Source organism: Streptomyces sp. NPDC057428, from assembly GCF_042803195.1.
In the GTDB taxonomy this organism is placed as follows: domain Bacteria; phylum Actinomycetota; class Actinomycetes; order Streptomycetales; family Streptomycetaceae; genus Streptomyces.
In genome coordinates, this window is the sequence record NZ_JBHVCT010000016.1 from 42643 (window position 1) to 69001 (window position 26359).

The 26359-nt window shown below is 71.0% G+C and carries 21 protein-coding genes and 1 pseudogene; 8 read left to right on the plus strand and 14 right to left on the minus strand.

Features of this window, described 5'->3' with window-relative positions; all coding sequences use genetic code 11:
* Positions 1 to 156: 156 nt before the first annotated feature.
* The 11 genes from ACFU5K_RS09235 to ACFU5K_RS09285 form a co-directional block, all read right to left on the minus strand.
* Positions 157 to 1260 (minus strand): polyprenyl synthetase family protein, encoded by a 1104-nt coding sequence (locus ACFU5K_RS09235; RefSeq protein ID WP_384058492.1) that lies wholly within the window; start codon positions 1258 to 1260, stop codon positions 157 to 159.
* Positions 1257 to 2645, minus strand: a complete 1389-nt coding sequence (gene hpnE / locus ACFU5K_RS09240; RefSeq protein ID WP_384058494.1) for a hydroxysqualene dehydroxylase HpnE — start codon at positions 2643 to 2645, stop codon at positions 1257 to 1259. Before hpnE ends, ACFU5K_RS09235 begins: the two co-directional genes overlap by 4 nt.
* A gap of 94 nt (positions 2646 to 2739) precedes the next feature.
* Positions 2740 to 3660, minus strand: coding sequence for a presqualene diphosphate synthase HpnD (gene hpnD, locus ACFU5K_RS09245; protein WP_384058568.1), 921 nt, complete (start codon positions 3658 to 3660; stop codon positions 2740 to 2742).
* A 29-nt stretch (positions 3661 to 3689) separates the two neighbouring features.
* Positions 3690 to 4610, minus strand: a complete 921-nt coding sequence (hpnC, locus tag ACFU5K_RS09250; protein WP_384058496.1) for a squalene synthase HpnC — start codon at positions 4608 to 4610, stop codon at positions 3690 to 3692.
* A gap of 420 nt (positions 4611 to 5030) precedes the next feature.
* Entirely contained in the window at positions 5031 to 5816 is a 786-nt protein-coding gene (locus ACFU5K_RS09255; RefSeq protein WP_384058497.1) for an ABC transporter ATP-binding protein, read from the minus strand.
* Positions 5809 to 6738 carry an ABC transporter permease gene (locus ACFU5K_RS09260; RefSeq protein WP_384058499.1) on the minus strand — a complete coding sequence of 310 codons (930 nt, stop codon included), beginning with the start codon at positions 6736 to 6738 and terminating at the stop codon, positions 5809 to 5811. Before ACFU5K_RS09260 ends, ACFU5K_RS09255 begins: the two co-directional genes overlap by 8 nt.
* Before the next feature lie 101 nt (positions 6739 to 6839).
* Positions 6840 to 7712, minus strand: a complete 873-nt coding sequence (locus ACFU5K_RS09265) for a glycosyltransferase family 2 protein (RefSeq protein ID WP_384058570.1) — start codon at positions 7710 to 7712, stop codon at positions 6840 to 6842.
* Positions 7713 to 7720: 8 nt separating this feature from the next.
* A complete protein-coding gene (locus ACFU5K_RS09270; protein ID WP_384058501.1) occupies positions 7721 to 8500 on the minus strand; it encodes a CDP-alcohol phosphatidyltransferase family protein in 780 nt (259 codons plus the stop codon).
* Positions 8478 to 9539, minus strand: a complete 1062-nt coding sequence (locus tag ACFU5K_RS09275) for an iron-containing alcohol dehydrogenase family protein (protein ID WP_384058503.1) — start codon at positions 9537 to 9539, stop codon at positions 8478 to 8480. Before ACFU5K_RS09275 ends, ACFU5K_RS09270 begins: the two co-directional genes overlap by 23 nt.
* Positions 9527 to 10264 carry a sugar phosphate nucleotidyltransferase gene (locus ACFU5K_RS09280; RefSeq protein ID WP_384058505.1) on the minus strand — a complete coding sequence of 246 codons (738 nt, stop codon included), beginning with the start codon at positions 10262 to 10264 and terminating at the stop codon, positions 9527 to 9529. The genes ACFU5K_RS09275 and ACFU5K_RS09280 overlap by 13 nt, the downstream gene beginning before the upstream one ends.
* Entirely contained in the window at positions 10261 to 12030 is a 1770-nt protein-coding gene (locus ACFU5K_RS09285) for a DUF5941 domain-containing protein (protein WP_384058507.1), read from the minus strand. The genes ACFU5K_RS09280 and ACFU5K_RS09285 overlap by 4 nt, the downstream gene beginning before the upstream one ends.
* A 303-nt stretch (positions 12031 to 12333) precedes the next feature.
* Between ACFU5K_RS09285 and galE the strand changes: the two genes are divergently transcribed.
* From galE to idi, 4 genes and pseudogenes are all read left to right on the plus strand, one after another.
* Positions 12334 to 13329, plus strand: a complete 996-nt coding sequence (gene galE / locus ACFU5K_RS09290; RefSeq protein WP_384058509.1) for a UDP-glucose 4-epimerase GalE — start codon at positions 12334 to 12336, stop codon at positions 13327 to 13329.
* A gap of 171 nt (positions 13330 to 13500) precedes the next feature.
* Positions 13501 to 14442 carry a cation diffusion facilitator family transporter gene (locus ACFU5K_RS09295; protein ID WP_384058511.1) on the plus strand — a complete coding sequence of 314 codons (942 nt, stop codon included), beginning with the start codon at positions 13501 to 13503 and terminating at the stop codon, positions 14440 to 14442.
* Positions 14443 to 14781: 339 nt separating this feature from the next.
* Positions 14782 to 15369 (plus strand): annotated as a pseudogene (locus tag ACFU5K_RS09300) (GNAT family N-acetyltransferase); the annotation flags it as partial.
* 149 nt (positions 15370 to 15518) lie between these two features.
* The gene (gene idi, locus ACFU5K_RS09305; protein ID WP_384058513.1) at positions 15519 to 16112 is read left to right on the plus strand and encodes an isopentenyl-diphosphate Delta-isomerase; all 594 of its coding nucleotides are present in this window, start codon (positions 15519 to 15521) and stop codon (positions 16110 to 16112) included.
* A gap of 25 nt (positions 16113 to 16137) precedes the next feature.
* Here the strand turns inward: idi and ACFU5K_RS09310 are convergent, their stop codons facing one another.
* The gene (locus ACFU5K_RS09310) at positions 16138 to 16593 is read right to left on the minus strand and encodes an ATP-binding protein (RefSeq protein ID WP_384058515.1); all 456 of its coding nucleotides are present in this window, start codon (positions 16591 to 16593) and stop codon (positions 16138 to 16140) included.
* Positions 16594 to 16882: 289 nt separating this feature from the next.
* Here ACFU5K_RS09310 and ACFU5K_RS09315 point away from each other — a divergent pair, with 289 nt between their 5' ends.
* The 3 genes from ACFU5K_RS09315 (at position 16883) to ACFU5K_RS09325 (ending at position 21350) form a co-directional block, all read left to right on the plus strand.
* A complete protein-coding gene (locus ACFU5K_RS09315; RefSeq protein ID WP_384058517.1) occupies positions 16883 to 17731 on the plus strand; it encodes an enoyl-CoA hydratase/isomerase family protein in 849 nt (282 codons plus the stop codon).
* A 44-nt stretch (positions 17732 to 17775) separates the two neighbouring features.
* Positions 17776 to 18639, plus strand: coding sequence for a hypothetical protein (locus ACFU5K_RS09320; protein ID WP_384058519.1), 864 nt, complete (start codon positions 17776 to 17778; stop codon positions 18637 to 18639).
* Positions 18640 to 18866: 227 nt separating this feature from the next.
* On the plus strand, positions 18867 to 21350 hold the full coding sequence (locus tag ACFU5K_RS09325; protein ID WP_384058521.1) for a Tex family protein: 2484 nt from the start codon (positions 18867 to 18869) through the stop codon (positions 21348 to 21350).
* 134 nt (positions 21351 to 21484) lie between these two features.
* Here the strand turns inward: ACFU5K_RS09325 and ACFU5K_RS09330 are convergent, their stop codons facing one another.
* Entirely contained in the window at positions 21485 to 23125 is a 1641-nt protein-coding gene (locus ACFU5K_RS09330; RefSeq protein ID WP_384058523.1) for an ABC-F family ATP-binding cassette domain-containing protein, read from the minus strand.
* A 199-nt stretch (positions 23126 to 23324) separates the two neighbouring features.
* Positions 23325 to 25061 (minus strand): BCCT family transporter, encoded by a 1737-nt coding sequence (locus tag ACFU5K_RS09335; RefSeq protein ID WP_384058524.1) that lies wholly within the window; start codon positions 25059 to 25061, stop codon positions 23325 to 23327.
* Between the two features lie 244 nt (positions 25062 to 25305).
* On the opposite strand from ACFU5K_RS09335, the gene ACFU5K_RS09340 reads away from it, so the two are divergent.
* A complete protein-coding gene (locus tag ACFU5K_RS09340) occupies positions 25306 to 26358 on the plus strand; it encodes a LacI family DNA-binding transcriptional regulator (RefSeq protein ID WP_384058525.1) in 1053 nt (350 codons plus the stop codon).
* The last annotated feature ends 1 nt before the right edge of the window (position 26359 follow it).

The window sequence follows — 26359 nt, forward strand, 5'->3', positions numbered from 1 at the left end:
ACCGGCCGGGGGGGCCGGCGCCCGCGGGCTAGCTCTCGGGGCGGTCTCCTTGCGACCCCCCCCGTCCTTTTGCCCCCTGGTTGGGGGGGGGGCCGCCGGCGGCGGCCCCCGCCCGGGGCCCCCCGCCGGCGACTGCGAGTCATATCAGGATGGTGATCATCTCTTTCGTACGACAACGAAGTCGGCGAGCGCGGTGAGCTGCGCCCGCACTCGTTCCGGCATGTCGACACCGTGCAGCGCCTCGACGGCCACGGCGTGCTGACGGCGTGCTTCCTCGGTGGTCCACTCGCGGCCGCCCGCCTCCTCGATGAGTGCCGCGCGCACGGCGAACTCCTCTTCGGAGAAGGTGTCGAAATCGGTGCTCTTGGCGTCGGCGGCGAGGAGTTCACCCAGCCGCTCCGACGCCGGCCCGCCGGCGGCCAGGGCGGCTACGACGGGCAGGGACTTCTTGCGCTGGCGCAGGTCGCTCCACGTCTGCTTGCCCGTGGACTCCGGGTCGCCCCAGATTCCGAGCAGGTCGTCGACCGCCTGGAAGGCGAGGCCGAGGTGGTAGCCGTACGCCTCCAGGGTGTCGGCCGTACGGTCGTCCGCCCCGCCGAGCACGGCGCCGATGGAGACGGCGCAGGCGAGCAGCGCGCCCGTCTTGTTGCCCTCCATCTCCAGGCACTCCTCGACGGTGACCCGCTCGCGGTGCTCGTAGGAGATGTCCTGGGCCTGACCGTCGATCAGCTTGCGGCTGGCGGTGGTCAGCCTGCGGGTGGCGCGGCCGGCCTCGACGGTGCCGAGCTCCAGCAGGACCTCGTTGGCCAGCGCGAAGAGCGCGTCGCCGACGAGGATCGCCTGGGCCGGACCGTGCACCTTCCACACGGTGTCGCGGTGGCGGCGCTGCTCGTCGCCGTCCATCAGGTCGTCGTGCAGCAGCGAGAAGTTGTGCACGAGTTCGACGGCCACGGCGCCGGGGATGCCGGCTTCCGCCGGGGCTCCCGCGGCCTCCGCTGACAACAGCGCCAGCGCGGGACGCACTGCCTTGCCGCCGTCGCCGTCAGCGGGCCGGCCCTGAGCGTCGATCCAGCCGAAGTGATAGGCCGCGACGGTGTCCATGGGCGGCGCCAGCCGGTCCACGGCAGCTCGCAGCACCGGCGCTGACAGGGCCCTTCCACGCTCCAGAAGCGCGGTGACGTCCGTGGTGTCCGCCACGGTGTCGAAAGCCGGATTCGCCGGGGTCACAGACTCTCCTCTTGTTCCGGTGGTACTGCTCATGCCGCCTCCTGCAGCGGATGTTCGTGGGGCCGGCCGAGTGCCTGGAGCGCTGCGTCCGCGGCGCTGAAACCACTGCGGACGGCGCCCTCCATCGTGGCGGGCCAGCCGGTCGCGGTCCATGCTCCCGCCAACTGCAGCCCGGGGGCACGGGTTTTCGTGCCGGGCCGCAGGCGGGCCACTCCGGGTGCGGGCGCGAACGTCGCCGTGCGCTCCCTGGTGACGAAGAAGTCCCGGATGCCGGCCCCGCGTGCGGCCGGCAGGAGTCGTTCCAGCTCGGGTACGTAGCGCTTGCGGAGCTCGGCGACCGGGAGATCGATCTCGTCCTGTGCCGCGGACTGCGACACCGCGATGTACTGGCCACCTCCCTGGAGGCCGGAGGACCCCGTGCGGTCGAAGACCCATTGCACGGGTGAGCCCAGTGCGGCGAAGAAGGGCCTCCGCAGCACCTTGCGGTCGTAGACGACGTGCACGTTGAGGATCGGCGCGTCCTCGAGGTCGAGCAGCCTGCCGGGGTCGTCGAGCGCGCCGTCGGGCAGCAGCCGGTGGGTCTCGCCCTGCGGCACGGCGAGCACGACGGTGTCCGCCTCGAACCGCTCGCCGTCCGTCCCGACGGTCCAGCGGCCGTCCTCGGTACGGGTGAGGGATCCGGCCCTGGTGCGCACGTGGATGCGTACGCCCGCTGATTCGAGCGCCTTGCGGGCGAGGGTGTCGTGGAGATCGCCGAGCGGCACGGCCGCCCAGCCGATGTCGGCGGCGCCCGGGTCGGAGAGCAGTCCCGTCTTGAAGACCATCGCGGCCAGGGCCATGGAGGCGTTCGAGGCGGTGGCGTTGAGCGTGGCGACTCCGACGAGGTCCCAGAGTGCCTCGATGGTGCGCGAGGACTGCCCGTGGCGGCGGAGCCAGGTCGCGAAGTCGACGCCGTCGAGCGCGGGGTCAGCGGGGTCGAGCCGCCCCAGGGCGAGCGCCGCACGGGCGACACCCGCCTTCTCCGCGACCGAGAGGTGGGGGTAGGCGGCGAGACCGCCGGCGAGGTGCAGCGGCACGGGCAGTCCGGTACGGCGCAGGCGGCCGAGCCGCGGCCCGGCGAGCCGGCCCACGTCGAGTACGGGTACATCGAGGCGGTCCTGGAGCGGGGCGAGGTGGGAACCCTCGATGCGGTCCAGGAACCAGCGGTAGCCCGTACAGCAGCGCAGGTACACGTGCTGGCCGTTGTCGACGGAGAGGTCGCCGCGCCGGAAGGAGAAGGCGAGCCCGCCGAGCCGGGGGCGCCCTTCGAGCAGGGTCACGTCCACGCCGGAGTCGGCGAGACGCAGCGCGGCGGTGACCCCCGCGAGGCCTCCGCCGATGACGACAGCGCGGAAGGAGCGTGCGCTCCGGTCGGTCATGGCTGCCCCTTTCGCCGTGTCGTCGCAGTCAGGGACGCGCCGGAGCCCTGCCGGGTTGCCCGCCCGGCACCGGCGGATCGCGCAGGACGTGCCATCAGACCCGCCCCCTGGCCGTACGGCGCGAGATGTACCGCGCGTCGAGACCCGACAGGCCGCGCACCGCGACGTAGGCCTTCTCGTGGCCGGGGAGCGAGACCCTGCCGCGCAGGACGGCCTCCGGGTCACGCTCGATCCTGTCGAGGAGGCGACGGTAGATACCCGCCATCGCCGCCACGCAGGCACCGCTGCGGCGGTCCAGCATCGGCAGCAGCCGGTACCCCTCGGCGAAGAGCGCCCGGGCGCGCCGGACCTCGAAGTGCACCAGACCGGCGAAGTCGGACCCGGGGGGCGGGGTGGCGCGGTGGAAGCCCGCGGAGCAGCCGAATTTGGCGAGGTCGTCGGCGGGCAGGTACGTGCGCCCGTTCCCGGCGTCCTCGCGCACGTCGCGCAGGATGTTGGTGAGCTGGAGCGCCAGGCCGAGGGTGTCGGCGTACTCCGCCGCGCGTTCGGCCCCGGGTGCGCCCGCCTCGGTACCGAAGACACCGAGGCTGAGACGCCCGATGGCACCCGCGACACACCGGCAGTAGGTCTTCAGGTCGTCCCAGGTCTCGTAGGTCGCGCCCCGGACGTCCATCAGCACGCCGTCGATGAGCTCGTCGAGGCCGTCGAGCGGCAGCGGGAAGCGCCGCGCGGCGTCGGCCAGCGCGACCGCGACCGGGTCGGTGTCGTCCTCGTCGACCGCCTTGTCACGAATCCGGTCGAGCAGTTCCCGGGTGCTTTCCAGCCGGGTTCGCTTGGTCTCCGGATCCAGTTCGCCGTCGCCGATGTCGTCGACCCGACGGGAGAAGGCGTACAGCGCCGACATGGCCTGCCGCTTCTCGTACGGCAGCAGTCGGATGCCGTACGCGAAATTACGGGCCTGCTGTCCGGTGACGGCCTCGCAGTAGCTGTATGCGGCCTGTACCGGCGCCGACATGTACGTCGTCTGTCCCTCCACGGTCCGGCTCACCCCTCTCTGTGCGCTCTTCGCAGGACGGCTCCCACCTCGCGCAGCATTCTGGGCGCGGTGGGCTTGGGCGGTCCGGGCAGTACGTCGAAACCGGCAGCCGAGACGGCGCCGAGTGCGGCACGTCCCCCGCCGACGAATCCGGCGAGCAGCAGCCGGAGCCTGCCGTGGACGCTGCCCACCAGGGGGATGCCCTCGTCCAGCAGGTGACCGGCTCGCTCGGCCTCGAAGGCGACCAGGGAGCGCACCGCCGCCCCCGCACAGGGCGCGGCCAGCTCGGACTCGCCGACGTGGAAACGGGCCATGTCCTCGGCGGGCAGATAGATGCGGTCGCGGCCGAGGTCCTCGGCGACGTCCTGGAGGTGCTCGGCGATCTGCAGCGCGGTACAGACGGCGTCGGAGCGGCGGATCCGTTCGGGGCTGGCGGTGCCGGTGATCTGCAGGACGAGCCGCCCGACCGGGTTGGCGGAGAGTTCGCAGTAGGCGAGGAGCTCGCCGTACGTCCCGTAGCGGCGGACCTTCTGGTCCTGACGGTTGGCTTCGATGAGCCCGAGGAAGGGCTCGGGGGTGAGCGCGCAGCGCCGCACCGTGGGGAGCAGGGCGCGCATCAGGGGGTGACGGGGGCCGTCTCCGACGCTCGCGAAGACGCGGTTCAGGTCGGCTTCGAGCGCGTCGAGCATGGCCGGCCGGTCCTCGCCCTTTCCGGGCTCCAGGCCGAGCCGGCGCGCGTCGGCGCCGCCGGGCGCCAGATCGCCGTCACCGATGTCGTCGACGAGGCGGGCGAATCCGTAGACGGCCATGAGATCGTCGCGCCATCCCCGCGGCAGGAAGAAGGGGGCCACGGGGAAGTTCTCGTCCGCGGCCTTGTCGAGCGTTCCGGTCGCGACGGCGTCGGCGCGCGCCTCCTGGGTAGCGGTCACCGCGTACCACCCGACGCGGGGACGGCGAAACCCCGTCGGAGCTGGAGATTTTCCATCGTTGCCGTCATATCTCCCGTTCTACACTGCTGACCCAAAACATCCCTTTTCGGACACGCCCTTAGTCCTCCCGAGTGCGACATGCGCGCCACGGGTGATGTGCCGGGGGGCGTTTCACCCCACATTGCCGCGAATCAGCACCGGTACAGCTTACGTTGTACAGCTCACAGGGACGCGCCGGGGTACGGCGCGCGCCGGTACAACACTTCGTGTGCCGTCAACGTTCCCCGGACGCGGGGTGATTGACGTCATCCGCCCGGAGGAGACCGTCCCGGGGCCCGCCCCGCGTCCTCAGGTGTCCGTGGGCGCACAGCGCGTGGCCCCCGCCGGAACGCACCGGCGGGGGCCACGCGGAGGCGACGGCTACTTGCCGGTCTCCCGCTCGTAGGCCTTGAGGACCTCTTCGGTCGGGCCGTCCATCAGGAGCTCGCCCCTCTCCAGCCACAGCACCCGGTCACACGTATCCCGGATCGTCTTGTTGTTGTGGCTGACCAGGAAGACGGTGCCCGCCTCCTTGCGCAGCTCGCGGATCCGCTCCTCGGAGCGCACCCGGAACTTGCGGTCGCCGGTGGCCAGCGCCTCGTCGATCATGAGGACGTCGTGGTTCTTGGCGGCCGCGATCGAGAAGCGCAGCCGCGCCGCCATGCCGGAGGAGTACGTCCTCATCGGCAGCGTGATGAAGTCGCCCTTCTCGTTGATCCCGGAGAAGTCCACGATGTCCTGGTACCGGCTGCGGATCTCCTCACGGCTCATCCCCATCGCGAGACCGCCGAGGACGACGTTGCGCTCACCGGTGAGGTCGCTCATCAGCGCCGCGTTGACACCGAGCAGGGACGGCTGGCCGTCCGTGTAGACCTTGCCGTGCTCCGTCGGGAGCAGGCCGGCGATGGCGCGCAGCAGGGTGGACTTGCCCGAGCCGTTGGTGCCGATGAGCCCGATGGCCTGGCCGCGGTAGGCGGTGAAGGAAACACCGCGCACCGCGTGGACCTTGCGCACACCGCGCGGCTCCCCCTTGCCGCGACGCATGATCCGGCTCAGGGCCGCGGTGGCACTGCCCTTGCCGCCGCCCGTGCCGTTGACCCGGTAGACGATGTGCACATCGTCCGCGATCACTGTGGGGATGTGTCCCTGGGACAATTCCTCAGCCACGGCCGTACCGTTCCTCTGCCTTCCAGAAGTACACGAAGCCCACGCCGCCCACCAGGAGCGACCATACGAGTCCGACCATCCAGACGTGCTGCGGCAGGTTCTCCGAGCCGTATCCGTCGATCATCGCGAAGCGCACCAGGTCCATGTAGATGGCCGCCGGGTTGTACTGGAGCACGTCGGCGATCCAGGCCGGCTTGCCCTCGAGCTGTACGGGAATGGAGAACATGACGCCCGAGGCGTACATCCAGGTACGCATGACGAACGGCATCAGCTGAGCCAGGTCGGGGGTCTTGCTGCCCAGCCGGGCCATGATCAGCGCCAGGCCGGTGTTGAAGAAGAACTGCAGGGCGAGAGCCGGGACGACCAGCAGCCACGAGAGCGTGGGATAGCTGCCGAAAGCCACGGCCACGGCCACCAGCACGATCATCGAGTACAGCAGCTGCTGGAGCTGCTGGAGCGAGAACGAGATGGGCAGCGAGGCCCGGGGGAAGTGCAGGGCCCGGACGAGGCCGAGGTTGCCCGCGATGGACCGCACCCCCGCCATGACCGAACTCTGGGTGAAGGTGAAGACGAAGACACCCGTCACCAGGAACGGGATGAAGACCTCCTGGGGCATTCCCTTCGACGTGCCGAGAATGAGCCCGAAGATCAGGAAGTAGACCAGCGCGTTGAGCAGCGGTGTCGCCACCTGCCACAGCTGGCCGAGCTTGGCCTGGCTGTACTGCGCCGTCAGCTTGGCCCTCGAGAACGCCAGGATGAAATGCCGGCGGCCCCAGAGCTGACGGACGTACGCGAACAGCCCGGGCCGGGCGCCACTCACCGTCAGGCCGTACTTCTCGGCCAACTGGGACGCACTCAGTCCCGCGTCGGCGGACGGTGGGGGGCTCAGCGCGATCCCTCCGTCATGGGTCGTGTCACTCACAGTTAAGAACTCTCGTCTTCACAATGCGCAGCCGGGGCGGCCGAGGCGGACAGGGTCCCCGTACGAATGAGTACGGCTCATGTTCTCAGAGGAAGAGCCTCTCAGATCACCGGTGGCCGGCCCAGTCTCGTCAGCCGCCATACCGTACGCCACCTCATGGGCCGCCGGGGTCCGCAGGGCTTCGTCCACCCTTCCCGGAAACCTCCGAACCATGCCCGCAGGGCCGGCAGCGAGGGTTTGCGCATCAGGGTGAGCAGCAGCCAGACCCCCGTGTACACCGGAACCAGCGGTGCGGGCAGGTTCCGGCGGGCCAGCCAGACGCGGTTGCGGGCCACCATGCGGTGGTAGACCGCATGCCGCGAGGGCGCGGTGGTGGGGTGGTTGAGGACCATGTCGGCGCGGTACTCGATCATCCAGCCGGCGTCCAGGGCCCGCCAGGCGAGGTCGGTCTCCTCGTGCGCGTAGAAGAACTCGCCGGGAAGCGGGCCCGCCTCCGCGATCACCTTGCTGCGGACGGCGTTCGCGCCGCCCAGGAACGTCGTGACGCGGGACGAGCGCATCGGATCGGAGGCGCGGAGCCTGGGCACGTGCCGCCGCTGGGTGACGCCGGTCTCCGGGTCCGCGATGCGGAAGGTGATGACGCCCAGCTTCGGGTCCGCCTCGAACGCCTGCCGGCAGAGCTCGGCGGTGTCGGTGTTCGGCAGCAGTCCGTCGTCGTCGAGGAAGAGCAGCGCGTCCACGTCGGCCCCGGAAGGCCCGAAAGCCTCGATGCCGACGTTGCGGCCGCCGGGGATGCCCAGGTTCTCGGGCAGTTCGACGGTCCGCACGCCCGGGGGCACGTCCGGCACCGGGGCGCCGTTCCCGACGACGACCACCTCGATCCGGTCGCCGTCCTGCCGGGCGACCGAATCGAGCAGGGCACGCAGTTCATCGGGTCGGTTGCCCATGGTGATGATGACCGCGCCGAGTTTCATGGGGGAGCTCACTTCAGCCTGCTGGACGCCAGGATCGACACCAGGTGCAGGACGGTCTGGAGCAGGGCGATGCCCGCCAGGACCGCGACCGCGAGACGGCTGAAGAAGAGGTCGTCCCGGACCGTGTCCAGGACGGCGGCCACCAGGATGACGAACGACGCCTCGATGCCGAGGATCAGGCGGTGGAACTTGAGCGCGCCGGCGGCTCGCCGGGCGAACGCCATTCCGGAGGAGCGCGGCTCTGACGCGGCCTCCTTGACGGGCGGCAGCCCGCCCTGGTGACGGGCGACGCCGACGAGGTCGGTCTCCGCCTTGATCAGGATGGCGCCGAGGGCGGCGAGCGTGCCCAGGAAGGCCCACAGCCAGTCGATGCGTCCCGGGCCCCACAGGTCGGCGGCGCGCAGGCCGAAGCCGACCAGCACCGCCGCGTCACACAGATACGCCGCCACCCGGTCCAGGTAGACCCCGCCCAGCGAGTACTGCTTCTTCCAGCGGGCCACCTCGCCGTCGACGCAGTCGAACAGCAGGTAGAGCTGGACCGCGAGCACGCCGAGCAGGGCTCCGGGGATGCCGGGGAGCAGCAGGGCGGGCGCCGCGAGCACCCCGGCGACGGTCATCACGTAGGTCAGCTGGTTCGGCGTGACCTTGGTCGTCACCATCTGCCGGGTGATGCGCAGCGAGACCTCGCGCATGTAGAGCCGACCAGCCCAGTGCTCGCCACTGCGCCGGTCCTTCACGCCCGGAGGGTGAACGACGGGGCGGAGTTCAGCTATGGATGGCTTTTGCATAGTCGGCGTACGCGTCCCTGATCTGGTCGGTGGACAGGTTGAGGTGTTCCAGGATCGTGAATCGGCCCGGACGCGTCTGCGGCGCGTACTCGACGGCCCGCACGAACTCGTCGGCGGTGAAACCGATCTCCTCGGACAGCACGGGCAGCCCGTGGCGACGCAGGACGGACGCCATGTGCCGCGACTCCTCGCGGGCACCCCTCAGGTGCATCGCGAAGCAGGCGCCGAGGCCGACCTGCTCGCCGTGGCTGGCGGCACGCTTCGGGTACAGCAGGTCGAAGGCGTGGTTGATCTCGTGGCAGCCGCCCGACGCGGGCCGGGAGTCACCGGCGACCGACATCGAGATGCCCGTCAGGACGAGGCCCTCCGCCAGCACCTTGAGGAAGGCGTCGTCGCCGACCCCGCCGGGGTGGCGGAGCACGGCCTCGCCCGCCTGCCGGGCCATGGCCGCCGCGAGACCGTCGATCTCCTCGCCCTGTACCTCGTGGGCGAGCTCCCAGTCGGCGACGCAGGAGATGTTGGAGACCGCGTCCCCGATGCCGGAGCGCACGAAGCGTTCGGGGGCCTCGCGGATCACGTCGAGGTCGATCACCACGGCGATGGGGGTGGGGACCCCGTAGGAGCCGCGCCCGTTGTCGTTGTCCAGGGTGGCGATCGGAGAGCAGAGCCCGTCGTGGGCGAGGTTCGTCGCGACGGCGACCATGGGCATCCCCACCCGCGCCGCGGCGTACTTCGCCACGTCGATGATCTTGCCGCCGCCGAGGCCGACGAGCGCGTCGTAGCGGTTGCCCTTGATGCCGTCGGCCAGCCGGACCGCGGAGTCGATCGTGCCGTCGGTGACGGGGTACCAGTCGGCCCCGGGAAGCACCGGGGCGAGCCTCTCGCGCAGGGCGCGCCCGGACCCCTCGCTGATCGCGATGGCGAGCTTGCCCGATGCGGAGATCCGCTGGTCGGCGAGGAGACCGGCCAGGTCGTCCATGGCGCCGCGCCGGATGTCGACGACGACGGGGGACGGGATGAGGCGGGTCAGTACCGGCACGCGATCTCCCTGCCCCTGGCCAGGTCGTCGTGGTTGTCGATCTCGACCCACGTCACTTCGCCGATGGGGGCGACGTCGACCGTGAAGCCGCGGTTCACGAGCTCCTGGTAGCCGTCCTCGTAGTAGAGGTCGGGGTCGCGCTCGAAGGTCGCCTTCAGCGCGTCGGCGAGCTCCCCGGCGGCCTCGGGCTCGATGAGCGTGACGCCGATGTACTCACCGGTCGCGGTGGCCGGGTCCATCAGCTTGGTGATCCGGCGCACGCCCTTCTCACCGTCGGTGATGACCTTCATCTCCTCGTCGGCGAGGTTCTTCACCGTGTCGAGGGCGAGGATGATCTTCTGGCCCTTGCCGCGGGCGTCCAGGAGGGTCTTCTCGACGGAGACGGGGTGCACGGTGTCGCCGTTGGCCAGGATGACGCCCTGCTCGAGGACCTCACGGGCGCACCACAGGGAGTAGGCGTTGTTCCACTCCTCGGCATTGTCGTTGTCGATCAGCGTCAGCTTCACGCCGTACGTCGCTTCGAACTCGTCCTTGCGGGCGTAGACGGCCTCCTTGCGGTAGCCGACCACGATCGCGACCTCGGTCAGTCCGACCTCGGCGAAGTTGGCCAGGGTGAGGTCCAGGACCGTCTTCTCGCCGTCCACAGGCACCAGGGCCTTCGGCAGCGTGTCCGTGTAAGGACGCAGACGGCGTCCGGCGCCGGCAGCCAGTACGAGGCCGATCATGCGAGTTCTCCTTCGTCGTGTACGGCGGGGGCCGAGGAGGACACCCAGAAGCGGATGGACTCCACGAGCACCACCAGGGCCACGGCGGCCGCGAGCGCGGTGAGGGCCGTGGTGAAGCCTGAACCGCTGGTCAGTACGGCGGCGAGTACGGCCACGACCAGGGTCCGGCCCTCGTGCCCGCCGATGGTGCGCACCAGCCACCGGGGGGGTGCGCCGGTGCCGCCCCGAATGCGGTACACCGTGTCGTAGTGATGGTAGGCGACCGCCGAAACCAGGCCGAATGCCGCGGGAACGGCGTGCGGCACGTCGCTGCGGGCGGCCAGCACGAGGATGGTGCAGTACTCGGCGGCCCGGAAGACCGGGGGCACGAGCCAGTCGAGCGCGCCCTTGAGCGGGCGGGAGACCGCGAGGCCCGAGAGGATCGCGTAGACCACCCCGGCGCCCACGGTCAGCAGCCCGCCGTAGGGGGCGAACAGCGCGGCGGCGACCACGGCCAGCGCTCCGGCGAACGCCAGCAGAGGGGCGGTGAAGCCGCCCCGCGGGCGCCGGAGCACGGAGGCGACGCCCTGCGCGAGCGGCCCCGAGTCGGCGAGGTCGGCCAGCGCCCCGGCAGCCCGGTCGGTGCGCTGCGCCTTGCGGGTCAGCGAACGCAGGAGACGGCCCGCCGTGGTGTAGCAGGCGGCCAGCGCACAGCCGATGAGCAGGGCGTAGAACACGATCCGGGGTGTGGTCACGGCGGTCAGCACGGCGATCATGGCCCATCGTTCGCCGATGGGCAGCACTATCATCCGGCGCAGCCAGACCGTCCAGCCGACGCTGTCCAGCTTGTCGGAGAGAGCGGCGGTCGGGCTGGTGTTGGAGACCGCGTCGTGGTTGGCCTCGTTGAACGAGAAGTCGACGACGTGGCGGCACGCCTGGAGCACCATCGCGCCGAGCGCCAGCACCCACACGTCGTCACCGCCGCGGGCGGCTCCGAGGGCCAGGCCCGCGTAGTACGCGTACTCCTTGGCCCGGTCGAAGGTGGCGTCGAGCCACGCCCCCATCGTCGAGTACTGCAGGGAGTACCGGGCGAGCTGCCCGTCCGTGCAGTCCAGGACGAAGGAGAGGAGCAGCAGCACCCCGGCCGCGATGTAACCGCCCCGGGTGCCGGTCGCTGCGCTGCCTGCCGCGATAAGCGCCGTGATCAGGGAGGCGGTGGTGACCTGGTTCGGGGTGAGACCCCGGCGGGCGCACCAGCGGGCGATGTAGCGCGAGTAGGGGCTGATGAAGTACGTGGTGAAGAAGCCGTCGTGCGCCTTCACCGCGCTGCGCAGCCGTACCGCCTCGTCGTCGACCGCGTCCACCGCGGCCTGTGCGGCACTGCGGTCCTCGGGGCCGGTGGGCACGGCGGCGGTGAGGGAGCCCAGTTCGGGAAGCTTCACGTCGGTGCCCTCGGCGGCCAGGGCGGCGGCCAGGCGGCCGGGGACCGTGCGGTCCTCGGCGGGGGTCACGGCGCCTTCGGGCTCGGTGCCCTCGGGCAGGGCAGGGCTGCCCACCCCGACGGGCGACACGGACCGGTGCAGGGCCCGCAGTGCCGCGGCACGTGCCTCGGGCCGCGCGGTGAGCGCTCCCGGGATCGCGGCGACGGGGAACCGGGGGTCGGTGAGTCCGAGCCTGAGGGCGTGGACGTGGCCGACGAAACGCGGGTCGACGAGCGCGACGCGTCTGCCGGCGGGGACGGCGGCGAGCAGCTCGGCGGCCTCGGAGGCGTCGGCGGCGGCAGTCACCTCGAAGCCGAGTGACCTCAGATCGTCCTCGAGCGACGACCCGGGTACCGGCGCACCGGTGAGGATTGCGGTCGACAGACGAACTCACTCCTTGGCACTGAGGGACGGCGCGCGACAGTGCGGCCCCGAGGTGGGCCGGCGGCACGTCGGCTGAGGCTATCGGATGAACGGAAGACCGAGTTCACCGCCCGTTTGTGCTCCGTTCGGGCGATCCGGTCATCACCCGGAGCCGTAGGCGATCATCATCGTCGATCAACACCTCGCCCCACAAACCGCGTCCGGACAGCGCATAAGCTGACGCGCATGACGTGGTTGATCACAGGCGGAGCCGGATACATCGGGGCACATGTGGCGAAAGCCATGAAGGCGGCGGGAGAGCGGGTCGTCGTCCTCGACGACATCTCGACGGGGAACGAGGCCCGGCTGCCCGCGGACGTCACGCTGGTGCGCGGTTCGGCGTCCGACCGCGGCGTGCTCGACCAGGTGCTGAGGGAGCACGCGGTCACCGGGGTGGTGCACCTGGCGGCGAAGAAGCAGGTCGGCGAGTCCGTCGAGAAGCCGCTGCTGTACTACCGGGAGAACGTGACCGGGCTGTCGGTGCTCCTGGAGGCCGTGGTCGCGGCGGGCGTGGGGCGCTTCCTCTTCTCGTCGTCGGCAGCGGTGTACGGCGTCCCGGACACCGACCTCATCACCGAGGACACCCCCTGCGCGCCCATCAACCCGTACGGCGAGACCAAACTCGCCGGGGAGTGGCTCGTCCGCGCCACGGGGCGGGCGCACGGCATCTCGACGGCCTGCCTGCGGTACTTCAACGTGGCCGGTACGGGGGAACCCGAGCTTGCGGACACCGGCGTCTTCAACGTCGTCCCCATGTTCTTCGACCGGCTGACGCGGGGCGAGGCGCCCCGGATCTTCGGTGACGACTACCCGACGCCTGACGGCACGTGCGTGCGCGACTACATCCACGTCGCCGATCTGGCCGAGGCGCACCTGGCCGTCGCCCAGAGGCTCGACCGCAACGCGGCCGGCGGGGACGGCGGCGACCTCACCGTGAACATCGGCCGGGGTGAGGGCGTCTCGGTGCGCCGGCTGGCCGAGCTGGTCGTGGAGGTCACCGGCCTGCCCGCGGAGCCCGTGGTCGAGGCGCGCAGGCCGGGGGACGCCGCCACCGCCGTCGCCTCGGCGGCCAGGATGACGGAGGAACTGGGCTGGACGGCCCGGCGGGGGATGCGCGAAATGGTGGAGTCGGCCTGGGAGGGCTGGTGCCTGCTCCACCCCGGGGCACGCGCCGCGAAGTAGCGCCCAGCGCGCCCGACGCTCTGACCTGCGGACGTTTCCGCAGGTCAGAACACATGACAACGGTGTTCAGTCCCGTCTTGCCCCGTACCCCGGCCCCGTAGTTCACTGGCCGCATCGGGCGAGGTGCGTTCGGGCTGTCCGATGGACACGACGGTGTACGGAGGCGTTCTCATGGGGGCAGGCCACGACCACGGGCATGCGCACGGTGGACCGCCCCCGACGGGGACGGCCGCGGCGGCGTACCGGGGCCGGCTCCGGGTGGCCCTGGGCATCACGCTCGGCGTCATGGTCATGGAGATCGTCGGCGGGCTGCTCGCGGACTCGCTGGCCCTGATCGCGGACGCGGCGCACATGGCGACCGACGCGCTGGGGCTCGGCATGGCCCTCCTGGCCATCCACTTCGCCAACAGACCCGCCGGCCCCAACCGCACCTTCGGCTACGCCCGCGCCGAGATCCTCGCCGCACTGGCCAACTGCCTGCTTCTGCTGGGCGTCGGCGGCTACCTGGTCTTCGAGGCCGTCGACCGCTTCATCACCCCGGCGGAGACCAGGGGCGGCCTGGCCATCGTGTTCGCCGCCGTCGGCCTGCTCGCCAACGTGGTGTCGCTGTCCCTGCTGGTGCGGGGGCAGCGGGACAGCCTGAACGTGCGCGGCGCCTATCTGGAGGTCGTCGCCGACACCCTCGGTTCCGTGACCGTGCTCGTGGCGGCGGGCGTCATCATCGCCACCGGCTGGCAGGCCGCCGACCCCATCGCCTCACTTCTGATCGGGCTGATGATCGTCCCCCGTACGGTCAGACTCCTCCGGGAGACCCTCGACGTGCTGCTCGAGTCGGCTCCCAAGGGGGTCGACATGGAAGCGGTGCGCGCTCACATCACGGCACTGCCCGGCGTCCTGGACGTCCACGACCTCCATGCCTGGACGATCACCTCGGGGATGCCCGTCGTTTCAGCCCATGTGGTCGTGCACCAGGAGATGTTGGATTCGATCGGGCACGAGAAGGTACTGCACGACCTGCAGGGCTGCCTCGGGCATCACTTCGACGTCGAACACTGCACCTTCCAGCTGGAACCCAGCGGACACGCGGAGCACGAGGCGAGGCTCTGCCACTGAGCCCCACCCGTGCGCGGGCGCGGTGCTAGGGTCTGCGTCGTGTCTCCGGGTCCGGAGCCCCGTGAAGAGCGAAGGAGCTGAGGTTGATGACCGTCGCGACGACGGCTGCCCCGCACAGCACTCGGTCCTTCCCCGTCTTCCGGGTGACCGGCCGACCGCTCGGCTGACGCCGGCCGGAGTCGGCCGGAGCCCCCTCACACAAGGGTTCCGACGTTGACCGACCCCATGCACGACGCCTTCTTCTCACTTCACCACCGGCTGCCCCGGCAGAGCCCGGGATCCGATGCCACCACCCGGCGGCTGCTCGCGCTCGCGGGCCCGCTGCCGGCACGTCCACTGGCCACCCGCGAGGAGCTCGCGGTGCGCTGCCGGCACGGCGCGGAGTACGGCTACGCGGGGTACGTGCTGCGGCCTCGTGACCCCCGCTGGCGGACCCGACCGGAAACGCCGGCGGACCACGACGCGGTGCGCGCCGTCGTCGCCGCCGCCTTCCCGACGCCCGCCGAGGCCGGTCTGGCCGACGCGCTGCGTACCGATCCGGGCGCCTGGCTGCCTGGTCTCTCGTACGTGGCCGAGGCCCCGAACGGTTCGGTCGCGGCCCATGCCCTGCTGACCCGGTGCACGGTCGGGGACGTGCCCGCTCTCGCGCTGGCACCGGTGTCGACGGCGCCGGACCACCAGCGCCGGGGCGCGGGCCGCGCGGTGGTGCGGGCGGTGCTGGACGCGGCGAGGCTGCGGGGCGAGTCACTCGTTCTGGTACTCGGTCACCCCGGGTACTACCCGGCCCTCGGCTTCGAGCCGGCGTCGCGGTTCGGGATCGCGCCGGGCTTCGACGTCCCCGACGGGGCGGTCATGGCGCTGGTGCTCGACGGTACCGCGCGGGTCCCCGCGGGCACAATCCACTGTCCGGAGGCCTTCGGAGTCTGACGTGATGTCCGTTCCGCCGTCCCCCGGGAGTGGGCGGCGGAACGGACATGCCAGCCCCCGAAGCACGGACAAGCGGCTTTTGTACGGCAGACTTGACCGCACTCGAGGGGTCCGGCGCACGAGGCCGGGAACCAAAGCGAAGGATGGGTATGCCGACCACACCAGCCACCGCGGCGCACAGCGCGTCGAACGGCACAGCAGACACGATCATGCTCGAACTGGTCGACGAGAGCGGCACCACCATCGGCACCGCGGAGAAGCTCGCGGCCCATCAGGCCCCCGGTCAGCTCCACCGGGCGTTCTCCGTCTTCCTCTTCGACGAGCAGGGACGGCTGCTGCTGCAGCGACGGGCACTCGGCAAGTACCACTCCCCCGGTGTGTGGTCGAACACCTGCTGCGGACATCCGTACCCGGGGGAGGCCCCGTTCGCCGCAGCAGCCAGGCGTACGTACGAGGAGCTGGGCATCTCGCCGTCGCTGCTCGCGACCGCGGGCACCGTCCGCTACAACCACCCCGATCCCTTGTCGGGCCTGGTGGAACAGGAGTTCAACCACCTGTTCGTCGGGCTGGCGCAGGAGGAGCTGCGGCCGGACGCGGAGGAGGTCGGGGAGACGGCCTTCGTGAGCGCGGGCGAGCTGGCGGAGCGCCACGCGGCAGCACCCTTCTCGGCCTGGTTCATGACCGTGCTGGACGCCGCGCGGCCCGCGATCAGGGAGCTGACGGGTACGCCCGCGGGCTGGTGACGCGGGCTCGGGGGTGCCGGGGCGGTCAGAGCTGCGTCGTGAGGGGCAGCGCCGCCCAGATGATCTTGCCGCCGCCGGCGGTGTGCTCCACATCGCAGGTACCGCCCGCCTCGGCGGTGATCTCGCGCACCAGCAGCAGCCCCCGGCCGCCCGTCTGCCCGTAGTCGGTGACGAGGGCCGTGGGGCGGTAGGGATGGTTGTCCTCGACGGACACCCGGATCCACTCCGCGCCGATGGCCACCTCGACGGCGAGCTCGGGCGAGAGCAGGGCCGCGTGCCGGACCGCGTTCGTGACGAGCTCCGAAACGATGAGCAGCAGGCCCTGGAGGATGTCGTCCTCGACCGGTACCCCCTGCCGGCTCAGCAGGTCCCGCACCGCGTGACGGGCCTGGGGCACCGAGGCGTCCACGGCGGGGGCCGTGAAGCGCCACACACCTTCGTACGACACCGGATGGGCCGGAACACTCCCGCGGCTCTCCATAGACCGGCACCCGCTCTCGACTCGCATCTCACTGACCATCGAGTAATGAGTGTCGGGAACAGCATGGTCCGGACCGCAGCACTGACCGTAAGTGGTCACTTCCGGAACCAATTTGATCGGTTGAGTATGACAGCGTCAGGTGATTGGACAACTTCTCGTCTTCTTCGGGCGCCATCTGCTCCGTCACCGTACGGACGACGCATCACCGGCCCGCGCTCCTCACGGTGCGTGCTCGCTTCGCGACCCCTTCATGACTATGGGTTCGGGCCCTGCGGATAGCATCCGGCGCATGGACCTCACGGAGCGGCCGACACGCACGGAGCCGCGACTGGAGCACACCGTCGTGGACGGCGTGGCCAGCGTCGTCATCAGCAACCCCGCGAAGCGCAATGCGATGACCTCGGACATGTGGCAGGCACTGCCGGTGCTCCTCGAAGAGCTGGCCACCGACTCCGCCGTACGCGTCCTCGTGCTCACCGGCGCCGGCGGCACGTTCTGCGCGGGCGCGGACATCGCGTCCCTCCGGACTCCCGGCGGGCGGCCGCAGGCTCTCGCCGTGCAGGCCGAGGACGCCTTGGCCGCCTTCCCGCGGCCCACACTGGCCGCCGTGCGCGGCTACTGCGTGGGCGGCGGCAGCCAGCTCGCAGCGGCCTGCGACCTGCGGTTCGCAGAGGAGGGCGCGTCGTTCGGGATCACCCCCGCCAAACTGGGGATCGTCTACCCGTCGTCTTCGACACGGCGGCTGGTGTCGCTGGTCGGCCCCTCGACCGCGAAGTACCTGCTGTTCTCCGGCGAACTCATCGGCACGGAGCGGGCCCTGCGGACCGGCCTGGTCGACGAGGTCCTGCCTGCGGGCGCCCTGGACGACCGGGTTCTGTCCTTCGCGCAGGTCCTGGCCGCGCGTTCGCAGCTGACGCAGGCGGCGGCGAAGGAGTTCGCCGACGGCCGCGAGGACCGGGACGCGTACTGGTCCCGGCAGGCACGGGACAGCGGCGACACCGCCGAGGGGGTCGCCGCGTTCCTGGAGCGCCGCGCTCCCCGCTTCACATGGACCACGGGGCCGCCGGAGAGCGGGGCTACCTCAGATGAACCGGCTCTTCGCCCGCCACTCCCCGACGGTGCCGCACCGCCGTCGTGACCCCAGGGGTACCGGACATACCAACCAGTCGGTAACATGCAGGCATGACCACTCTCCCCCAGCGCGCCGGACGCCGGTGCCACAACACCCTCAACCCGATGCACTCCTGTGTCTACTTCTCCCCCGACCTCGGCAAGGAGTTCGGGGAGCTGGGCATCGAGGACCCGAGCGCCGTCTACTTCGCCGCGCGCGGCGCGGCCCTGGGCACGGTCGGCGCGGGCACCGTCACCTCGACCTTCTACAACTTCAACCACGCACTGGTCGCGCGGCACCTTCCCCACGTCTGGTCGGGGATCACCCCGGAGGCCGCGCTCGGCGCACGGCTGAGGGCCGCCGACTCGACGCTCCGCCGGGTGCTCGGCGAGGAGGTCGTCGCCTCCCGGGAGATGGAGGAGGCGGCCCGGCTGGCACTGCGCGCAGCAGAGGCCTGCACCCGCCACGCCCGTCCGCTCTACGCCGCGCACGCCGACCTGGCCGTGCCGGACGAGCCGCACCTGGCGTTCTGGCACGCGGCGACGCTGCTGCGCGAGCACCGCGGTGACGGGCACCTGGCCGCGCTGCTCTCCGCCGGCCTCGACCCGCTGGAGGCACTGGTCAGCCACAGCGCCACCGGCAAGGGCATGGCGCCCCGCTGGATCCTCGCCACGCGCGGGTGGCGGCGCACGGACTGGGACGGGGCGGTCGAGCGGCTGCGCAGCCGCGGTGTCCTGGACGCCGAGGGCGACCTGACCCACGCGGGGACCGCGCTCAGGGCCGAGCTGGAGGAGGCGACGGACCGGATGGACGCGGCGCCGTACGAGCACCTGGGCGCCGACGACGTGGCACGGCTGACCGAACTGGGCCGCGGGTTCCTGTTCGTCGCGGCCTCGGCCGGCGCGTTCCCGGACGACCTGGTCGCCCGGGGCTGACCTCTCGGAGGGGTGTGGCAGGTCCCTTCCGCGGCGCCCCGCGCGGCGGCAGGGACCGCCGGGCGCGACCGGTCCGTCCGCGATGACGCCCGGCGTGATCGACCAGGTCACGCGACACGGCACCCGGCGACCCGGCACAATGCAGGCGAAGATGCCCACCCGGGTGTGGAGCACCCCAAGTGGCACAGCCAGCACAAGCCAGTACGAGAAGGCGAGTCGGTAGAAACGTGACGACGTCCATCGAAGGCAGGATCGCCGAGGAACTCGGCGTACGTGAGCGCCAGGTGAAGGCGGCTGTCGACTTGCTCGACAGCGGGTCGACCGTGCCGTTCATCGCCCGCTACCGCAAGGAAGCGACCGAGATGCTCGACGACGCGCAACTGCGCACGCTCGAGGAGCGGTTGCGGTACCTGCGGGAACTCGAGGACCGCCGTGCGGCGATCCTCGAGTCCGTGCGCGAGCAGGGCAAGCTCGACGACGCGCTCGAAGCGCAAATCCGGGCGGCCGACACCAAGGCGCGGCTCGAGGACATCTACCTGCCGTTCAAGCCGAAGCGCAGGACCAAGGCCCAGATCGCGCGCGAGGCGGGCCTGGAGCCCCTGGCCACCGGGTTGCTCGCCGACCCGTCCGCGGACCCGCTCGCCACAGCGGCTGCCTATGTCGACGCGGACAAGGGCGTGGCCGACCCCGCGGCGGCACTGGAGGGCGCTCGCGCGATCCTGGCCGAGCGCTTCTCCGAGGACGCCGACCTCACCGGAGAGCTCCGCGAACGCATGTGGTCACGTGGCAGGGTGGTCGCGAGGGTGCGGGAAGGCAAGGAGGAGGCGGGCGCCAAGTTCGCCGACTACTTCGACTTCGCCGAACCGTTCACCGCGCTGCCCTCGCACCGCGTTCTCGCCATGCTCAGGGGCGAGAAGGAGGACGTACTGGACCTGGTCCTCGAACCGGAGGAGCCGTCGGACCAGCCCGGGCCCTCGTCGTACGAGAACATGATCGCGCGCCGGTTCGGCGTCGCGGACCGCGGCCGGCCGGGCGACAAGTGGCTCGGCGACGCCGTGCGCTGGGCCTGGCGGACCCGGATCCTCGTGCACCTCGGGATCGACATGCGGCTGCGGCTGCGCACGGAGGCGGAGGACGAGGCCGTACGGGTCTTCGCGTCCAACCTGCGTGACCTGCTGCTCGCCGCTCCGGCGGGCACCCGGGCGACCCTGGGGCTCGACCCCGGCTTCCGGACGGGCGTGAAGGTCGCCGTGGTGGACGCGACCGGCAAGGTCGTCGCGACCGATGTCATTCACCCGCACGTGCCGGCGAACAAGTGGGACCAGTCGGTCGCCACGCTGGAGCGCCTCGCCAGGGAACACCAGGTCGACCTGATCGCGATCGGCAACGGCACGGCGTCTCGCGAGACGGACAAACTCGCCGGTGAACTATGTGACAAGTATCCGGAGCTGAAGCTCACCAAGGTGATGGTGTCGGAGGCCGGCGCCTCCGTCTACTCGGCTTCGGCCTTCGCTTCGCAGGAACTCCCCGACATGGACGTGTCGTTGCGCGGCGCGGTGTCGATCGCCCGCCGGCTGCAGGACCCGCTGGCCGAGCTGGTCAAGATCGACCCGAAGTCGATCGGTGTCGGGCAGTACCAGCACGACCTGTCGGAGGTGAAGCTGTCGCGCTCCCTCGACGCCGTGGTCGAGGACTGCGTGAACGGTGTGGGCGTCGACGTCAACACCGCCTCGGCACCACTCCTTTCCCGGGTGTCGGGCATCGGCTCAGGACTGGCCGAGAACATCGTGGCGCACCGCGACACGAATGGCCCGTTCCGCTCCCGCCGGGCGCTCAAGGACGTGGCACGACTGGGCCCGAAGGCGTACGAACAGTGTGCGGGCTTCCTCCGGATCCGGGGCGGTGACGACCCGCTGGACGGGTCGAGCGTGCACCCTGAGGCGTACCCCGTGGTACGGACGATGGCGAAGCGGACGGGTGGAGACGTCGCCGCCCTGATCGGCAACACGGACACGCTCCGCTCGCTGCGGCCGGACGACTTCGTGGACGAGAAGTTCGGTCTGCCGACCGTCACGGACATCCTCAGGGAGCTGGAGAAGCCCGGCCGCGACCCCCGGCCCGCGTTCAGGACGGCCACCTTCAAGGATGGTGTCGAGAAGCTCGGCGACCTGGCCCCGGGGATGGTGCTGGAGGGGGTCGTCACCAATGTCGCCGCCTTCGGCGCTTTCGTGGACATCGGTGTGCACCAGGACGGCCTCGTGCACGTGTCGGCGATGTCGCGCACCTTCGTCAAGGAGCCCAGGGACGTCGTGAAGCCCGGCGACATCGTGCGGGTGAAGGTCATGGACGTCGACATCCCGCGCAAGCGTGTCTCCCTGACGCTGAGGCTCGACGACGATGCCACTGCCGGACAAGGTGGCGGCCAGGGCGGCGGTCAGGGCTCGAAGCGCGAACGCGGCGAGCGGAACGCGCAGAGTGGCGGCGAGCGCCCGCCGCGACAGCGGCAGGGTCAGGGCCGGGGGCAGGGGCAGAGCCAAGGTCAGGGTCAGAGTCAGAGTCAGGAGAACCGTCAGGGCGGCGCCGGTCAGCGCCGGGACCGGCGCGGCGGAGCTGCACGTTCTGCCGCAGCACCGGCCAACAGTGCGATGGCCGACGCGCTTCGGCGCGCCGGACTGACCGGCGGGTCCGACAAGGGCGGGCCCAGGCGCTGAGAATCACCGGCGGGCGGACGGGAGGAACCCTCCCGGTCCGCCCGCCGTCGTTCCCCGGCATGGGCCGTGGGCCGTGTGTCTTGGGCCGTGAAGGCCTGCCCGCCCCGGCTCCGGGCCGGGCAGGCCTTCGTCCGTCAGACGGCCTCGGCGACCTTCCCGTGGGACACCTGGATGCGGCGGGTCGTGCGCACGGCCTCCAGCATCCGCCTGTCGTGCGTGACCAGGAGCAGCGTCCCCGTGTACGCCTCCAGAGCCGACTCCAGCTGTTCGATCGCAGGCAGGTCCAGGTGGTTCGTCGGCTCGTCCAGGACCAGGAGGTTGACCCCCCTGCCCTGCAGGAGCGCCAGGCCCGCGCGGGTGCGCTCGCCGGGCGAGAGCGTGGTCGCCGGACGCATCACGTGGGCCGCGCGCAGACCGAACTTCGCCAGAAGGGTGCGCACCTCTGCCGGCTCGGTGTCGGGGACTGCCGCGCAGAAGGCGTCCAGCAGGCTCTCGGTGCCGTGGAAGAGCTTGCGCGCCTGGTCGACCTCGCCCACCACGACGCCCGAGCCGAGCGTGGCGTGGCCCGCGTCGAGCGGGAGGCGCCCCAGCAGGGCCGCCAGCAGCGTGGACTTCCCGGCGCCGTTGGCACCCGTGATGGCGACCCGGTCCGCCCAGTCGATCTGCAGGGTGGCCGGACCGAAGGAGAAGCCGCCCCGGACCACTTCGGCGTCGCGGAGGGTGGCCACGACCGAACCGGAGCGCGGGGCCGAGGCGATCTCCATCCGCAGCTCCCACTCCTTGCGCGGCTCCTCGACGACGTCGAGGCGCTCGATCATGCGCTGGGTCTGCTTGGCCTTCGCGGCCTGCTTCTCACTGGCCTCGCTGCGGAACTTGCGGCCGATCTTGTCGTTGTCGGTCGCCTTCCGGCGAGCGTTCTTGACGCCCTTGTCCATCCAGCCCCGCTGCATCTGGGCACGGCCTTCGAGCGAGGAGCGCTTGTCCGCGTACTCCTCGTACTCCTCGCGGGCATGGGAGCGGGCGCGCTCGCGCTCCTCCAGGTAGGAGGCGTAACCGCCACCGTAGAGATTGATCTGCTGCTGGGCCAGGTCGAGTTCCAGGACCTTGGTGACCGTGCGCATGAGGAATTCGCGGTCGTGGCTGACGACGACCGTGCCCGCGCGGAGCCCGGAGACGAAGCGCTCCAGGCGTTCCAGACCGTCGAGGTCCAGGTCGTTGGTGGGCTCGTCGAGCAGAAAGACGTCGTAGCGCGACAGAAGCAGCGAGGCGAGGCCGGCGCGGGCTGCCTGTCCGCCGGAGAGGGCTGTCATGGGCAGGTCCAGGCCGACGGTCAGACCCAGCTCGGCGGCGACCTCCTCGGCACGCTCGTCCAGGTCCGCGCCGCCGAGGGAGAGCCAGCGCTCCAGCGTCTCGGAGTACGCGTCGTCGGCGCCCGGTGTTCCGTCGACGAGGGCCTGCGTCGCGGCGTCCATGGCGGTCTGGGCGTCGGCGACCCCGGTTCGGCGGGCCAGGAACTCCCGTACGGACTCACCCGCACGGCGTTCGGGCTCCTGCGGGAGGTGGCCGACGGTGGCGGTGGGCGGCGAGAGCCGCAGCTCCCCCTCCTCCGGCCGGTCGAGGCCGGCGAGCAGACGGAGCAGCGAGGATTTGCCCGCGCCGTTGGCTCCGACGAGACCGATCACGTCACCGGGCGCGACCACGAGGTCGAGTCCGGCGAAGAGTGTGCGGTCGCCGTGCCCGGCGGCGAGTTCCTTGGCGACGAGAGTGGCAGTCATCAGGCTGACGATCCTAACCAACACGGGCGGTCGCTCTCCGGCTGGACCGCCGGTGGGACCATGGTCTGCCCGGGCCCCGGCGGGCAGGGGCGACGCGGTGGCGCGGGCGTGACCGTGGCCCGCGGGTGCGCCGGTGCCGCGGCCGGGCTGGCGCCCTGAGCCACAGCCCGCTCGTCCGGACCGCCGCCGCCCAGCCGGGTCAGGCCGGCGGTTCGGGCCTGCGGCGTTCGTCTCTGGTGACCTCGGACCCGGGGCCGATGCGGATCTCGAAGTCGCCGTCGTACTTCGCGTGCCCCTCGATGACCGCCGACTCGACGGCCTCCACACCGAACTCCCTGCGGACGATCATCGGGTCCTGGCGCAGGTCCCTCATGAGCGCGACGCACATCCCGATCATCACGAGGGTGAAGGGTGCCGCCACCAGGATGGTCAGGTTCTGCAGACCGGCCAGGGCGTCCCCCTGTCCGTCGCCGATGAGCAGCATGACCGCGGCGACGGCGCCGGTCACGACGCCCCAGAAGATGACCACCCACTTGGCGGGTTCGAGGACACCCTTCTGGGAGAGCGTGCCCATCACGATCGACGCGGCGTCGGCGCCCGAGACGAAGAAGATCCCGACCAGGACCATGACGAGGATGCTCATCACGGTGGCGATCGGGTATTCGTGGAGCACTCCGAAGAGCTGGGCCTCCGGGGTGTCGCCGACGCCCTTGAGCTGTCCGTCCCGCTGCAGTTGGATCGCCGAGCCGCCGAACACCGCGAACCAGACCAGGCTGACCGTGCTGGGGACCAGGATCACGCCGCCGACGAACTGCCGGATCGTGCGGCCACGGCTGATCCTGGCGATGAACATCCCGACGAAGGGCGTCCAGGAGATCCACCAGGCCCAGTAGAAGACCGTCCAGCTGGCCAGCCAGTCGGCGACTTCGCCCCCTCCCGTCGCCTCGGTCCGGCCGGCGAGCTGGGCGAGGTCACCGAAGTACGCCGCGATCGAGGTGGGCAGCAGGTCCAGGATGATGATGGTGGGGCCGACGACGAACACGAAGACCACCAGGATCAGCGCGAGCACCATGTTGATGTTGGAGAGCCACTGGATGCCCTTCTCCACACCGGACACGGCCGACGCGACGAAGGCTGCCGTGAGGACGGCGATGATCACGACGAGCAGCCCGGTCCCGGTCTTCTCCAACCAGTCGAGTTCCTGGAAACCGCTGCCGATCTGCAGCGCCCCGAGGCCCAGCGAGGCGGCGGAGCCGAAGAGGGTCGCGAAGATCGCGAGGATGTCGATGATCCGGCCGACGGCGCCGTGGGAGTGCCGCTCACCGATGAGCGGGATGAACACGGCGCTGATGGTCTGGCGCCGGTGGCGGCGGTAGGCGCTGTACGCGATGGCCAGCCCGACGACCGCGTAGATCGCCCAGGGGTGGAGTGTCCAGTGGAAGAGGGTGGTCGCCATCGCCGTCTGCTCGGCCTCGGCGGCGTCGGCGGGGTGCGTACCGGGGGGCGGGTTGACGAAGTGGGCCAGCGGCTCGCTCACTCCGTAGAACATCAGGCCGATGCCCATGCCGGCGCTGAACATCATCGCCACCCAGGAGACCGTGCGGAACTCGGGCTCCTCCCCGTCCTGACCGAGCGGGATCCGCCCGTAGCGGCTGATCGCGAGCCAGAGAGCGAAGATCACGAATCCGGAGGCGGCCAGGATGAAGGCCCAGCCGCCGTTGTGGATCAGCCCCGTGAGCAGACTGTCCGACACGTCCGTCAGCGAGTCGGTGGCCGTGGAGCCCCAGATCACGAAGGCGACGGTGAGAACCGCGGAGACGCCGAACACCACCCGGTCCGTCGAGGCACGGCGTCCGTGGTGCGGATCGGTGGGGAGTTCAGCCGTGACCGGCAGATACTCCCCTCGCCCACCCCGTTTCTGCTCATCGTTCGACACAAATGGCACCTTTCACGCAATGCGAATATTTCGCCCTCCGTAGGCAGTACCACACTCGGTGTGCATCCCCGGGGACCGCCGAGCGATACACGCGTGACCGTCTACGAGTGACCGTGTACGCCCGGAACGGTCCGGCGGTCACCGCGTCGGCTCGTCCGACGGGGCGGATAGGCTGGGGCGTCCGTGCCGAACCCGCTGGTTCCAGCCGTTCCCCGCCGGGGCGCGCGTGTACGAGGAGCGACCCTTGCCCGACCCGATCCCTGACTCACAGCGTGACGTACGGCCCACTCTGGAAGCGGTGGCGGCCCGCGCCGGGGTTTCCCGGGCGACGGCGTCCCGGGTCGTCAACGGGGGCGCGGGCGTGCGCCAGCCCCTGGTGGACCACGTTCGCAAGGCGGTCGACGAACTCGGCTACATCCCGAACCACGCGGCGCGTACGCTCGTCACCCGGCGCAACGGTGCCGTCGCCGTGATCATCGACGAACCCGAGTTCCGCGTCTTCTCCGACCCGTTCTTCTCCCGCCAGATACGGGGCATCAGCCGCGAGCTCAACGCACACGACGCCCAGCTGGTCCTGCTGCTCGTCGAAGGCAGCGGCGACTTCGAGCGGGTCACCCGCTACCTGGCCGGCGGGCACGTGGACGGGGTTCTCGCCTTCTCCCTGCACACCGACGACGAACTGCCCGCGATCATCAGGCGGTTCCGGGTCCCGACGGTGTTCGGGGGCCGCCCCGAACACCCGGCCGGGGGCGCCGAGGACGCGCCTCGGGTGCCGTACGTCGACTGCGACAACCGGGGCGGCGCACGCGACGCCGTGCGCCACCTGGTCTCGCTCGGCAGGCGGCGGATCGCGCACATCGCGGGGCCGCGCGACCAGACCTCGGCGCTCGACCGGATCGACGGCTACCACGACGCCCTTCCGGACGCGGGGCCGGAACTGATCACGGACGGCGACTTCACCGCTGAGGGCGGGGCCCGGGCGATGGCGGGTCTGCTGGACGCCCACCCGGATCTGGACGCGGTCTTCGTGTCCAACGACCTGATGGCTTCGGGCGCCTTGCGCGTGCTGCTCGAACGCGGCGTCCGGGTACCGCAGGACGTTGCGGTGGTCGGCTTCGACGACATGACGTCGGTCGCCGAGGCAACCGAGCCGCCGCTGACGACGATCCGTCAGGACGTCGAGGGGATGGGGCGGTTGATGGTGCGACTGCTGATGGAGCGGCTGAACAGCTCCACCGCGACCTGGCCCGATTCGGTGATCACCCATACGGAGCTGATCCGCCGGGCGTCGGCCTGAC

Excerpts from the sequence above, each read along its gene's own strand:
- ACFU5K_RS09310 (WP_384058515.1), bottom strand. The coding sequence starts at position 16,593 with ATGGAGAGCCGCGGGAGTGTTCCGGCCCATCCGGTGTCGTACGAAGGT.
- ACFU5K_RS09315 (WP_384058517.1), top strand. The coding sequence starts at position 16,883 with ATGGACCTCACGGAGCGGCCGACACGCACGGAGCCGCGACTGGAGCAC.
- ACFU5K_RS09235 (WP_384058492.1), bottom strand. The coding sequence starts at position 1,260 with ATGAGCAGTACCACCGGAACAAGAGGAGAGTCTGTGACCCCGGCGAAT.
- ACFU5K_RS09320 (WP_384058519.1), top strand. The coding sequence starts at position 17,776 with ATGACCACTCTCCCCCAGCGCGCCGGACGCCGGTGCCACAACACCCTC.
- ACFU5K_RS09330 (WP_384058523.1), bottom strand. The coding sequence starts at position 23,125 with ATGACTGCCACTCTCGTCGCCAAGGAACTCGCCGCCGGGCACGGCGAC.
- ACFU5K_RS09270 (WP_384058501.1), bottom strand. The coding sequence starts at position 8,500 with ATGCAAAAGCCATCCATAGCTGAACTCCGCCCCGTCGTTCACCCTCCG.
- ACFU5K_RS09295 (WP_384058511.1), top strand. The coding sequence starts at position 13,501 with ATGGGGGCAGGCCACGACCACGGGCATGCGCACGGTGGACCGCCCCCG.
- hpnE (WP_384058494.1), bottom strand. The coding sequence starts at position 2,645 with ATGACCGACCGGAGCGCACGCTCCTTCCGCGCTGTCGTCATCGGCGGA.
- ACFU5K_RS09280 (WP_384058505.1), bottom strand. The coding sequence starts at position 10,264 with ATGATCGGCCTCGTACTGGCTGCCGGCGCCGGACGCCGTCTGCGTCCT.
- ACFU5K_RS09265 (WP_384058570.1), bottom strand. The coding sequence starts at position 7,712 with ATGAAACTCGGCGCGGTCATCATCACCATGGGCAACCGACCCGATGAA.
- galE (WP_384058509.1), top strand. The coding sequence starts at position 12,334 with ATGACGTGGTTGATCACAGGCGGAGCCGGATACATCGGGGCACATGTG.
- idi (WP_384058513.1), top strand. The coding sequence starts at position 15,519 with ATGCCGACCACACCAGCCACCGCGGCGCACAGCGCGTCGAACGGCACA.
- hpnD (WP_384058568.1), bottom strand. The coding sequence starts at position 3,660 with ATGTCGGCGCCGGTACAGGCCGCATACAGCTACTGCGAGGCCGTCACC.